The 12,867-nt window shown below is 42.1% G+C and carries 7 protein-coding genes; 4 read left to right on the top strand and 3 right to left on the bottom strand.

Annotated features, from left to right (window positions below):
- Positions 1–151: 151 nt before the first annotated feature.
- Positions 152–2,653: a TonB-dependent receptor domain-containing protein gene (locus BGP76_RS09430; RefSeq protein ID WP_119844483.1), complete on the bottom strand. Its 2,502-nt coding sequence runs from the start codon at positions 2,651–2,653 to the stop codon at positions 152–154.
- Positions 2,654–2,749: 96 nt separating this feature from the next.
- A complete protein-coding gene (locus BGP76_RS09425; RefSeq protein WP_119844482.1) occupies positions 2,750–3,577 on the bottom strand; it encodes an AraC family transcriptional regulator in 828 nt (275 codons plus the stop codon).
- Positions 3,578–3,903: 326 nt separating this feature from the next.
- Here BGP76_RS09425 and BGP76_RS09420 point away from each other — a divergent pair, with 326 nt between their 5' ends.
- From BGP76_RS09420 to BGP76_RS09405, 4 genes are all read left to right on the top strand, one after another.
- Positions 3,904–4,872 (top strand): hypothetical protein, encoded by a 969-nt coding sequence (locus BGP76_RS09420; RefSeq protein ID WP_119844481.1) that lies wholly within the window; start codon positions 3,904–3,906, stop codon positions 4,870–4,872.
- Between the two features lie 9 nt (positions 4,873–4,881).
- Positions 4,882–6,084 (top strand): family 16 glycosylhydrolase, encoded by a 1,203-nt coding sequence (locus BGP76_RS09415; protein ID WP_158584200.1) that lies wholly within the window; start codon positions 4,882–4,884, stop codon positions 6,082–6,084.
- A gap of 17 nt (positions 6,085–6,101) precedes the next feature.
- The gene (locus BGP76_RS09410) at positions 6,102–7,547 is read left to right on the top strand and encodes a family 16 glycosylhydrolase (protein WP_119844479.1); all 1,446 of its coding nucleotides are present in this window, start codon (positions 6,102–6,104) and stop codon (positions 7,545–7,547) included.
- Positions 7,548–7,674: 127 nt separating this feature from the next.
- On the top strand, positions 7,675–8,487 hold the full coding sequence (locus BGP76_RS09405) for a hypothetical protein (protein WP_147407439.1): 813 nt from the start codon (positions 7,675–7,677) through the stop codon (positions 8,485–8,487).
- A 17-nt stretch (positions 8,488–8,504) separates the two neighbouring features.
- Here BGP76_RS09405 and BGP76_RS09400 read toward each other — a convergent pair whose 3' ends face one another.
- Complete coding sequence (locus tag BGP76_RS09400; RefSeq protein WP_119844477.1) at positions 8,505–12,692, bottom strand: hybrid sensor histidine kinase/response regulator transcription factor; 4,188 nt, start codon at positions 12,690–12,692, stop codon at positions 8,505–8,507.
- Positions 12,693–12,867: the final 175 nt, after the last annotated feature.

Here is a 12,867-nt window from a genome sequence, read left to right as displayed (position 1 = left end):
TCCTTCTCTTGGTTATTCATTGTCATGAGAGGACGTTTATCAACGTAAAACCGTAACCTTGGCAGAGGCCAATAAAGTTATGCATTTTTGTTCCTCTGGTTAGGGATCTAACAATATTGATTTTTTTCTTTAGGAGATAAAACGATCGTCTCTAAAACTCTTTGTCTCCAAATTCACTTTCGGCAAATTTCGCTTTGTTTTTCAGTTTGTTGAATTTGAAACTGATATTGACCATGATCATGTCTACTTCATAGACATAGTTGGTGGTGGTGTAGAAGGTCTTTTGGATACTATCAGCCGGGTCGATATAGTTACCGGATGTGGTGATGCGCTGCTCGTTGGTGTCGAGTAGCCCCATGTCCATGTTGATCCACTGTAGGGTAGTGGTCAGTCTGTCGTCTAGGAAGGTTTTGCGCAGTGTCAGGTTAGGTGAATAGTAGCGCGAGTCCTTGCCTTGGGCTGTCACCCGTTCCGACAGATAGTTGAGCGACCACTGCAGATCCAGTGTGGAGGTGAGCTGAAATGTTGTGTTCACATTCAGGTTGTACTGCCAGGCGCTCGTATTGATATTTGCGTTGTTGAAAGTACCGTCAATATGGTAGTTGTAGATATTACCTCCTGCGTAGAGTTTCCACCACTTGTTTAGCTGTAGGTCACTGCCTATTTCGAGCCCAATGGCTTGTCCTGTACCTATGTTGGTGTAGATACGGTTGAGCACTGTGTCGCTATCTACGGTGTTTACTCGGTTGATTACATTTTGCGTATGGCGAAAATAAGCCGTAGCAAAAACAGAGTGGTCATTGAATTCTTTGATCACTCCTAACTCTACCAAATCGATAAACTCGGGCAAGAGATTGGCGTCTCCTTGCTCCAACGTTTCGGAGTGTTCCTTCTCTTTGAAAGGGTTCATTTTGAAGGTCGTCGTGCGCTCCACTCGTTTGCTGTAGGCAGCTTTTAGTTTTAAATCCTCACTCATAGCATATTGTAGACTGGCCGAAGGGAAGAGGCGGAAATAGTCGTAGTTCAGCACTTCCTTTTGTGCGCCTGCTTCACGGCCTTGGTAATCGAGCTGTCTGTCCATTAGCTCCGACCTTACGCCAATGCCATAATTCCATTTCCCTTTTTCGCCACTCAGGTTGACATAGCCGGAGTGAATGCTACGTTTTAGGTTCAGGTTGCTGGAGTATTCAGGTATCATCTCCCATTGGTCGCTATCAAAGTTGTAAGCTTCATAGTAGAAGTCACCCTGATGATCGAGATTTCTAAACTGGTAGCCAATAGTCCATTGTCCCCATTTCGAAGGTGCAAATTCATAGTCCAGATTGAAACGGGTACCGTAGAGTGGGTTGTCGTTGGTGTTGTATTCATCATCGTAGATCGTCTGGTTTTCTGGCCAGTTGCTGTCCAGGTTGCGGTTGGTTGTGGGCCCACCTAGCAGTGTATATTCATACAATGCCGAAACACTGATTTGGGAGGAGTTGGCGAAGCGGTGGCTATAGTCAAAGCTTCCCAAGGCAAAGTCACTGGTTCGAATTCTCAAATTTTCGTTGTAGTAGTCGAATGCACCTGTTTGGGTGCCATCTGGCAGGTGATAGGTCTTGTTGTCGTAGTAGATGTCGGCAGTACGGTCTTTGGATCGTTTTCCTCCATAAAAACTAACGTTGAAGTCGTTGTTTTCATCGGGACGAAAGCCAATGGCTAGACGTCCAGAGTAGTTTTCTTCATCGAAGCTCCTTTCGCCATCAGAGGGGAATTCCGTGCGTTTGTCACCGATTTCTGTCCAGACATCTCCTTCTCTGCGACCTGATTTGTCGTTTCGCAGATAGGCGGCTCCTAGCGCAAAGTCCCATTTGTTCTTGCGATAGTTGAGCGTAAAGTCTGCTCCATAGCGTTGAGCGGCTTCTTTGTTGTCGTAGGATTCGATGCTGGGGAGACCTATTTTGGTATTGACTTGCGCAAAGAGACCGTCTGTCGCATTTTGAGTGGTCACGATATTGATGATCCCAGATTTTCCTTCCGAATCGTACTTGGCAGAGGGGGCTGTGATTACTTCCACGTTTTGGATGGAGTTGGCTGGCAGCTGGCTCAACAGCATTTTGGGATTGGACTGTACGGGTTGTCCATTGAGCAGTACGACGAAGCCCGTGCTGCCACGTACAGAAATATCTCCTTCGGTATTGAGGCTGACGGAGGGCATATTGCGCAGTACATCGGTGGCAGTGCCGCCTTGGCTGCTCTGGAATTGGTCAGCTTCATAGACTTGTCGATCTATCTTATGCATAGTGGTCACTTTTTGTCCTGAAACCACCAGTTCCTGCAGTAATTGGTCGTCGGGAGTCAATTCGATGACACCCAATTCCATATCTTCTTTTCTGGAAAGTGAAAGATCGGAGACGAACCTACCCTGAAAACCCATGAACTGTATGTTGAGATAGTATTGGCCTGTTTTGATTTTGGAGAGGGTAAAGGAACCATCTGTGTTCGATACTGTTCCGGTGACTAGACTGCTGTCACTCTGCTGATATAGCGCTACACTCGCAAATTCTATGGAGGATTTTTCGGCACTGTCTACCAGTTTGCCGCTAATGGTGGATTGAGCTAGAGTAACACTTGTCAGTGCGCATAACAAGGACAGAATGGAGAGCCTTTTCATTGGTATACTTTTAATTGTTGTTGTTGATTATGATTTCGCTTCAAAAGTAGGTGGGTGGAATGACCGAGCTATGGTCTATTTGAAAATACTATGGTATCATGCTTTTTTTCTTCTTCTGTATTCCTGTGGGGTCAGCTGGCATTGTCGTTTAAAGTATTTAGAGAAGTGAGAGGGGTCTTTGAAACCTAACTCATACGCAACCTGCGCTGCAGACATGGAAGTGTAGTCTAGCAGGCGTTTGGCTTCTCCTATGATATAACTGGAGATGAGTTCGGAGGCGGATTGTTCTGCGGCCTTTCTACAGGTTTGATTGAGATTTTGAGGACTGGTATGGAGCAGGTCTGCATAGTGAGCAACCTGATTGACGAGGGGGCGCGCTGTCTCGAGTAGGTTGATAAAGGACTGGAACAGGTCAGAGTTATGCGTTGTATGGGAATCGGTACGGTCTGAGATATCAATGGCTTTAGCCAGCAAGGCTTTGAGCAGGTGGATGAGTATGGCCTTTTGGGAATTTTCTGTTCTTTCGAATTCTAGATGAAGCAACCGAAAGTGTAGTTCAATAGACTCGTCATCCACTGGCAAGCAACTGACCTGTGATAGTGCCAAGAGCTGCTTGCGAAGCGCTAGATCTTCGGATTCTTCTACAAAATCATTTTTGATGATGAGCACATAGCCTTCGGGTTCTGATTGGATGTCCCAGTGGTGAATTTGATCCCTACGCATGAAAAACAAAGTAGGCTCCAGTATAGGATAGCTGTGGTGATCTATGCTGTGACTGCCAGACCCTTGGGAGAGGAAGATGATCTCGAAATAGTTTTTGTGTCTGTGCACATCGGTCTTACGGATGTGTTTGCGAAACGGCGCGATCTTCAAGAATTGTCCCTGCTCCGTTTTGTCTTTGGTCTGTATGCTTGTCTTTGTCATTGATATAGCAATGATAAAGACAAATGTCAATCTGCATTTGCAGTATTATGTGCTATTATCTTTCTACCATCTAATTAGTGGGTAAACCACCCCTTTGGTCTGCATTATGTCAGGTGACAGGGCTAGAGAGGTGCTGTATTGCAGGGGTATTTTGTTATTTCATGTAGCCAATGGTTTCCCCCTTTATTCCCTGTCAATATAACCCCTGACCGTAGAGGTCGATTGCTATAGATTTGGTTTAGTACGAATAGAAAAACTAAATGATAATTAGAACAGCAATAAGGGGGCTCTTGGCAATAAGCTTCGCATGGCTAGTAAATCTGCCCATGACAATAGCTCAGGAGTCGAGCCTAATAGAATGGTCGTCCAGTGATTTTGAAAGTGATGGTTTTTACACAGATCAATACACTGGAGTCGAATTGCTTGCCATCCGCCCGGATGAAAAAAATGGCAAGCCTGTCAGTGCGACTGCCAGTCGTGTGTTTGATCAGTCGGAGGGATACTACGATATTAGATTTCATGGGGTAGGAGAAAATGACGGTCGCAGTAGTTTTTTTCTATTCATCAACGATCAGCCCATAGGAGGTGAAGTACAGCTCCCACTGAGTAATGAGTCCTGGGAGGTAGGTGAATCCTACAATGCTGTTTTCCGATCTGTGCGATTGAAAGAGGCTGATGTGGTATCTGTGAAGGGGATGACACATTCGGTAGATGGCAAAGAATGGAGTCGTGCCAGATGGTTGAAGTTAACCTTTTCGCCTTCTCAGCAGCTGCCAAAGCTGTTTGTCGAACGTGGAGGCGTTCTACTGATAGAAGCGGAAGAAGCGGAGTTGGTGGGGGACTGGACTGTAGAACAGTCATTTGATGAACTTGCAGCGGGTACTGGGCATCTGGAGTTTGCTGGTGAAAACAGCTATGCCAAAGCGCTGAACAAAAATACATTGTGCTATACGATTCAAATTAATACGCCAGGGCTCTATCAAGTTAAATGGAAATCAAGAAATGGTAAAGGAGCAGTCAGATTCGATGAAATGAATGACAGCTGGATGCGTGTGAATGCAAATGTTTTCATCGGTACTAAAAATGGCTTGCAAACAGATTTGACAGGAGATTTTACCAAGATATGGATTCAGGATACTAAGTCATGGTCATGGGCCAGTTTTGGTGAACACCATGGTGTCAATGGTATGCAGCTATATGCGCAGTTTGATAAAGCGGGAACTTATACTGTGGAAGTATGCGGTAGGTCACGCTTTCACCCGATAGATCAGATACTACTCTTTAAAGTGAAATAAATGAATATTATGAAAAAAACGATTGTATTGTGTTGTTTGATGGTACTAGTGGGTATTTGTCACGCAGTTCCCCCTTTGCCTCCATTGGGGTTTAGGTGGGTGTTGCAGCCTGAGTTCTCAGATGAATTTAATGGTGATGAATTAAACAGCGATAAATGGTTCGACTACTATCCTGGTTGGCAGGGACGAACGCCAGCACGGTTCGATCCACGAGCCTTGAGACTTTCGGATGGTTACCTTCAGATAGAAAGTGGTGTGTATAAAAAGCCAGTGAAAGATTATACGATGTATGGCGGGGCTGTGGTATCAAAATCGTCAGAGGCACATTTTGGCTACTACGAATGTCGGTTCAAGGCATCAAAGATCGGGATGTCCACGACCTTTTGGCTGTCCAATGATAAGGTGCCTTTCGAGGACACGGATTGTCCACGTGATAGTTATAGTCAGGAGTTGGATATTCAAGAATGCGTGGGAGGCAACCCGGCTTTTCCTAAAATGGGAAAAGGGATGAATTCTAATACGCACTATCGCTATGTGAAGTGCGAAGGAGGACGTGAAAATTTTATTTCCAAAGGAGCAGGAACAACCTTAGACTCTGAAGTATCGGAGGAGTTTCATACATATGCAGCCTGGTGGAGAGATGCTGAGGAGGTCTATTTCTATGCGGATAATGCATTTTTTCAGTCTATCAAAATCAGGAAAGATATCTCTGAGCAGCCATTCGACCGGCCTATGCATGTCAACATGGTCACGGAGACCTATGATTGGCAACCCGCACCGTCTGTCAAGGAGCTAAAGGACAAATCCATCAACACTTCTTACTATGATTGGATAAGGGCTTACAAGTTGGTGCCAGTCGATCAAAAGGATGCAGCTTCTGAAGCAATTGATTTGGGTCTATTCGAGAATAAAATTTATCTCAACGAGATGCCGAAGACTGTTTTTGAGTCGAAGAACATTTCGCTAGAGTATGTTTTTGCTAGTGATGAAAATACAAAAGTAGTGTGTAAGGTCGTAGAGCGAGTAAACAAAAAAGCCCAAACCATACAAAGCATGGAGTGGCAGGCGTACGCAGGCTATGGACATGGGCAGGCAGATTTGGAGCTTGATTTTACCCCTACACCATCCAAAACATACCAGTTGGAACTGGAACTGGTATCCTTAGTGTCTGGTGATGTATTGAAGAAGGTAAGCTACGATCTGTCGAAATAATTAAACCCACGAATGATATGAAAAGACTAATGTTGCTAATGGTTGTGTTGCAGTCCTATGCTCTAGCTGCACAACCACCAGAGCCAGCCAATGGCTATCGATGGGTACTCCAAGAGCAGTTTTCTGACGAATTTGATGGCGATGAGCTGAATCTGGATAAATGGTACAACTATCATCCCTATTGGAAAGGCCGTCCTCCTGCCATGTTTCATACTGATATGGTCAGTGTAGCAGAGGGCATGTTGCAAATAAAAAATCAGAAGTTGGAAAAGGATTCTGTGGTATACAATTCGTGGAATGATACTTATACCACTTTTAGTATCGCTGGTGGAGCAGTCGTATCTCGCACACTGGAGGCACACTATGGTTACTATGAGTGCAGGATGAAAGCTAATAAGACGCTGATGTCTTCTACTTTTTGGATGTCGAATAGAGGGAGTGAAGGTCCAAAGGGGTGTGGTGATAGTTATTCTGAAGAACTGGATATTCAAGAATGTGTAGGTAGAGCTAGTAGTGCCACGAATAGTTTTCATAAAGGAATGCATTCGAACACGCATTATTGGTATACCGACTGTGAAGGAGAGAAAGAGACTTATAGTCTAGGGTCAGAAGAGGACGTAGAGACGGACGTAACGGAGGATTTTCATGTCTACGCAGCACACTGGCATGATGCCAAAGAAGTGACTTTCTATTTTGATGATCAGCCAGGACGGAATGTCAAATTTAGGAATGACGTGACCGATAATCCTTTTGATCGACCTATGCAGATCAATATGGTGACCGAAACTTATGATTGGGTAGGAGTGCCCACAGATGAGGAATTGGCTGACAACAGCAAGAATGTCACGTACTACGACTGGATACGATCCTACGAGTTGGTAGCTAATACTCAAGGGACTAATGTGGAAATGATGACTCCTGTCTATGAAGAAGATTTATCACTGATGGCACTGGATTATGATTTTGACGAAGGAGATGATATATCTGTTCGACTCAATTATAAACTCAATAGCAACGGAAATATGCAGGTAGACTTGTTGGGGGCAGATGATGCGGTATTATCTAGTGTTAAACAGGATTTGTATTTTGGCTTTGGACAGGATCGTTTCGATTTGGCTTTGATTGGAGCATCTGAGCAAAATAGTCATGCTAAGCGGTTGCGTTTTAGGCTATACGATATTGAGAATAGTCTTGTCGATGAGCAGATAGTTGACTTGGATGAGGTGACCCTAGCAGTAGAAGGTCCCAAGCTAAATATGGAAATATACCCAAATCCAGGACAAGATCAGATGTGGGTCAAATCGCCTGAATTACTGGAGGTGAAATTAGTGTCTATGCAGGGTAGCATTGTCAGAGAAGGAGTCGTCTCTATCAATGATCCAATGGATATTTCGTTTTTACCTCGCGGGGTATATGTACTCTATATTTCTGGCTATAAAGCTACGCGATTCGTGAAATCTTAAGAGTATACAGTTATTGGTTTTTTGAGTTCATAAAGTTATAGCCTTGGCCTTATAGCTATCTAATTGCCTGTCTTAATCTACTTTATGTCAAACGGTATAATGAGTAACAATTAAAACAAACATGATGATGAAAAAACTAATTGCGATGGTAATGATCTGTGGAATAACAACTGTTTTGCCAAATGTCGCTCAGACACAGGAAGATCCTCAAGTAGTATCGATGATCAAGGAAGATTTGAAGGTCAGGCTAAATACACAGGTTATACATCAAATCGAGTATCAAGATTGGGGGGTGTACTGGGTTAAGGCTAATTCGATTTATGAATTTGATGAACCTGTGTATCATATTTCTGCCTATACTAAGGAGGGAGTTTGGATGGAAGATAAATTCGATATTAGTCATCGAATACCTGTATCGATTCAAGCTGCCATAGATAAGAGGGAAGGTGCGGTTTTGGCATTTGGACAGCTCATATACACTTCAGAGAATGCCCCATACTATAAAATGGTGCTTAAAAGTGGCGAAACTATGTTGATGGATACAGGATTTGAAAAGATGGAAGTAGGGCCACTCAGAGGCGGGTTAGTATTGACCTCTGAGGTCAAGAAGGATATAGAGGAGAGACTCGAAAATGCCTATATTATTGGAGGTTATCAGGATTTTAATCAGCAGTATACGGTCATTTTTAAAACGGACTATGTCGAGTTTCAAAATGGTCAAATACTATATTCTAAACAGGGAGAATGGGTAGAAACTAAAGCTTTTTTGCATGATTACTTCAAACTGCCTCTTGAATTGATGATGTATGTCAATGACCATGGCGGACTAGATAATTTTGGTCCGGTCAATCAGGTTTGGAACGCTACAGAATCTTACTACTTTATTAAATTTAAGGATGGGTCATCCGTCAAACTAGATTTGGAGCTTAATGAATTGTAAAAGAAAAGCTTCCAGTATCAACTGGGAGCTTTTTCTTCATTGCCTTCTTCGGTATGTTGTTTTTGATATTCGCTAGGAGTCATTTGGTACTCTTTTTTGAAGCAATCTCTAAAATATTTGGCATCATTGAACCCTACCTCATACATGATCTCGCTTATAGAGTACATGTTCCTTTTTAGCAATTGTGCAGCCCTTTGTATTCTGATGTTCCTGATGAAGGAATTAGCTGTGTCACCTACTAGAGCCTTTAATTTTTTGTTGAGATGGAGTTGTGATAATCCACATTCTCTAGCGAGCATTTCCACTGTAAACTCAGAGGACGAAAGATTCTCTTCGATATAGACCATGACTCTATTGAGGAATTTCTCATCAATACTCGTCATGCCAACTTCTGATGGAGAAATGCTTTTGTTGGATTTGAATTTCCCGATGACGGCTTGTCTAGAATCTAAAATAGCATGTATTCTTGTTTCCAATTCCTTGAGATTGAATGGTTTAGCGATATATGCGTCTGCACCTACCTCATAGCCTTTGATTTTGTCTTCAGAATCTCCCTTAGCGGTGAGTAGAATTACTGGAATATGGTTGACTCGTTCGTCTTGTTTGAGTTTTATACAAAAATCTAAACCATTGAGGCCATCCATCATGATGTCACTGATCACCAGATCAATATTATTATTTATACATAGGTCATATGCTTTTTCCCCTTCTTCAGCCATCAATATGTTAAACTCATGCTTGAAATTTTCTTCTAGGAAGTAAAGAATGTCTTTGTTGTCCTCTATCAGAAGCAGTGTCTTGTCTTTGGGTTCGCTAGTTGCAGGTATTTGACGTGGATTACTGGTAGGGATGAGCCAATCGGTCTCAGTGTGTATTTCCATACTTGTATTTCCTCCGTCTACAAGTTCATCTTTGGTATATACTTCCTTGTCCATAGGTAGAGATACACAAAACAAAGTACCTGTATCCCTCTGTCTATCGAAAGTGATTTCGCCATGATGTAGATGGATTAGGCTTTGCACAAAGGAAAGACCTATGCCTGAGCCAGTTTTTCGTTTGGACATGTTGGGCGCAAAACGCTCGAATACCTGATCGTGCATAGACTCGGGTATTCCTTCGCCATTGTCTTCGACGATGATGTCTACGTATTCACCATTTAACACTAGATGAACATCTATTTTCCCTCCGGCTGGAGTATACTTGAAGGCGTTGGATAGTAGATTGAATATGACACGCTCTAAGATTTCATGATCGAACCATGTTTCAATGACATGGTCGTAGTTTACATTGAAAGTGATGTTTTTTTGGTTGGCCAGTTCGTAAAAGTTCTCACCAAGGAGCTGGACATAGTTGGTCAGGTCGTTATAGGAAGCTTTTAGTTTCATTTTACCCTGTTCGAGCTTTCTAAACCCGAGCAGTTGGTTGATGAGATTGAGCAAGACCTTTGAGTTTCTACCTACATTCTGATAGTATTTTTGCCTTTCTTCCTCGCTGAGGCTACCAGAGTGATTTTTGAGCCGTTCAATGAAACCAATGATTAATGTCAACGGGGTTCTGAATTCATGAGAAATATTAGTGAAGAACTTTAGTTTCATTTGGTTGACTTCTTCATGTTTTTCACGTTCCATGTGTTCTAGTACTAACTCATTTTTGCTAGTGATACTAATCAGGGTGAATTTTCTAAAGAACCATAGACCTGCCAAAACTAGCAGTACATAGGTTGCGATGGCCCATGGTGTTTTCCAAAATGGTCGTAGGATAGTTAAGGGTAGTTTGATAGGTTCGCTACTCCAAAAGCCGTCATTGTTGCTACCCTTGACCAGTAGGGTATAGTCTCCTGCAGATAAGTTGGTGTACTTAGCTACTCTGTTAGAGGCAGTCGTTTTTATCCAATTGTCGTCAAAGCCTTCCAGCTTGTATGCATAGGCATTTTGATCTGGTGCAGCATAGTGTAATGCCGCAAAACTGACCGAAAAGCTATTTTCGTTATGTTTAAGGTATAGTTTTTCTAGATCGTTAATGTTCTTTTTTAACAACACTCGTTGGTTTACACTGTCGCCAATAGCTACTTCCTTGTTGAGGATTTGTAGGTTGTCTAATCTTACGGTTATTTGGGTGCTGTCTCGCGTGATGTTCTGAGGATAAAAGGCATTGAAACCATTGACTCCACCGAATATCATTTCTCCATCTTTTCGTTTGTAGGCGGCCAGTTCACTAAACTCTAAATCTTGAAGCCCGTCATTGATGCTATAGTTCTTGAACTCTAGTTTATCAGGAGAGAAGTGAGTGATTCCTTTGTTAGAAGAAAGCCAGATAGAACCATCATCTCCTTCTAGTAGGGCTTTTATGACGTTGTTAGGTAGTCCGTCTTTAGTGGTGTATGATAGGAATTGGTCATTGTCTGGCTTGTCTCCTTGTATTACCTTGTTTAGTCCACCACCTAGTGTACCTACCCAAACTTGATTGTCTTCCGTGACCATGATCGGGAGTACATAGTTGAAACTAAGTGAGTAGGGGTCATTTTGATCATGTTTATAGACGATGAACTGAGCAGACTTAGACTGGACTTGATCATAGGTTAGTTTATTTAGTCCCTTGTCAGTACCGATCCAAAGGTTTCCTTTTAAGTCTTGATTGATACTTCTTACTATGTTAGAGGATAAACTGCCTTTAACATGTGGATCATGTTTGAAAACAGTGTCTTCAATCAAGTTTCCTCGTTCGTTTAGTAAAAAACGATACAGTCCGCCATTGTATGAAGCTACCCAAACCTGTTGATCTTTATCAGTGAATATATAGAAACCTGAACCAATAATACCAGAGACATTGTCGACTGAAACAGGGAGGCTTTTTCCATTGACTATAAATGAATTTAAATTCTTAGGAAATCCGCCTCCAGCCAAGATAAAGTCTTGATTTGAATTCGATATACCACCGATGGCATAGATAGAGGTAGGGACGTCATTCATGTTGTTGTTTTTGTAGTTCACAAATCCGTCAGCGTATTGCTTAGATGTGGTTGAGTTTAGGAAGTTGATACCACCTCCTTCAGTCCCTATCCAGAGGTTGTCGTTATTGTCTTCGTAGATCGATCGTATTTTGTTGTGGGACAGGCTACCCAGATTTTCGTTGGTAGAAAAGTGTTTGAAATTTTTTCTTTTGGGATTGTATTTATTCAATCCAGATCCATTAGTACCTATCCAGATGATACCTGTATTGTCTTTCATGATTTCGGTGGTGTAATCGCTACTAATGGACTTGTTGTTGGCCCAGTAGTGTCTGAATTGTTTCATGGGAGTAAGCACAGAATCTCCATCGAATTGATACACCTTCATTCCTTGTTTTAGCAAAGCCCATATATTACCCTGATTATCGGATTCTACGCGTGACATGTAGTCATTGGAGATTCGCTTAAACTCTGGGGCGCCATTGTAAAAGCTCTCATAACTCATAAAGTACAACTGCCCTGCACATACTAAGAGGCCTTTTTCTGTTTCTTGAACATCGGTAATCCCGTGATCACTGAGGTGTTTAAAAAATAAATCCTGTCCCTGTTTGTTAGAGACATACCTATTCAGTCCTTGCTTAGTTCCTATCCATATGTTACCTAGTCGGTCTTCAAATAGACTAGTGATAAAATTCTGTGAAATGGATTCTGGTTGTGCTTCTTCATGATAGAAATTAGAAACGAGGTAAGTATCCTGATCATAGTCATAAGTTATTTTATTGAGTCCTTCGTCAGATCCCGCCCAGATTGTACCATTTTGATCAATGAGTATTTTGCCAATCCTGTTGCTAGAAAGACGTTTTCCGCGAATGTTATCATCATTATTTATTATGTGAAATAGACCTTTTTCTCTATTGTACATAGAGATTCCATTGTCATCTGTTCCGAGCCAAATATTGCCTCTGCTATCTTCCGTAATATCACTGATGAGGTTACTAGAGATAGAATTTCCCCCGTAGATGTCGGTGTTAAAGGTTTTGAAATCATACCCATCGAATCTATTGAGCCCATCGTGCGTGCCAATCCATATGTATCCATAGCTATCCTGATAGATAGACCGAACGTCGTTTTGACTAAGACCATTCCTCGTACTATAGTGTATGAAATCGTTGTATAAAGATTGGGATAGAGATGAGCTAACCCCAATAAAAATGAACAATACTGTAATAGTGGATTGAATAGTAAATCTCTTCTTCATAATTTTTCGCCTTGCCTTATCAATTTACTGCCGCTAAATATAACCAGTCCATTAGATTATTGAATCTACAGAATTAATGCGCGTTATATTTTTGTGTTATGCAATAATAAGGATTTAGCAGGGAAGGAGTTTTATTGGGTTAGGGGGCAAATTCATTCAAATTGGATGGGGTATT

Origin of the sequence: Reichenbachiella sp. MSK19-1 (assembly GCF_003590315.1) — a bacterium.
GTDB classification, from domain to species: domain Bacteria; phylum Bacteroidota; class Bacteroidia; order Cytophagales; family Cyclobacteriaceae; genus Reichenbachiella; species Reichenbachiella agariperforans.
The sequence above is the reverse complement of the archived record's forward strand: the minus strand, read 5'-3'. Positions and strand labels throughout refer to the sequence as shown.

Excerpts from the sequence above, each read along its gene's own strand:
- BGP76_RS09420 (WP_119844481.1), top strand. The coding sequence starts at position 3,904 with ATGACAATAGCTCAGGAGTCGAGCCTAATAGAATGGTCGTCCAGTGAT.
- BGP76_RS09425 (WP_119844482.1), bottom strand. The coding sequence starts at position 3,577 with ATGACAAAGACAAGCATACAGACCAAAGACAAAACGGAGCAGGGACAA.
- BGP76_RS09400 (WP_119844477.1), bottom strand. The coding sequence starts at position 12,692 with ATGAAGAAGAGATTTACTATTCAATCCACTATTACAGTATTGTTCATT.
- BGP76_RS09430 (WP_119844483.1), bottom strand. The coding sequence starts at position 2,653 with ATGAAAAGGCTCTCCATTCTGTCCTTGTTATGCGCACTGACAAGTGTT.
- BGP76_RS09410 (WP_119844479.1), top strand. The coding sequence starts at position 6,102 with ATGAAAAGACTAATGTTGCTAATGGTTGTGTTGCAGTCCTATGCTCTA.
- BGP76_RS09415 (WP_158584200.1), top strand. The coding sequence starts at position 4,882 with ATGAAAAAAACGATTGTATTGTGTTGTTTGATGGTACTAGTGGGTATT.
- BGP76_RS09405 (WP_147407439.1), top strand. The coding sequence starts at position 7,675 with ATGAAAAAACTAATTGCGATGGTAATGATCTGTGGAATAACAACTGTT.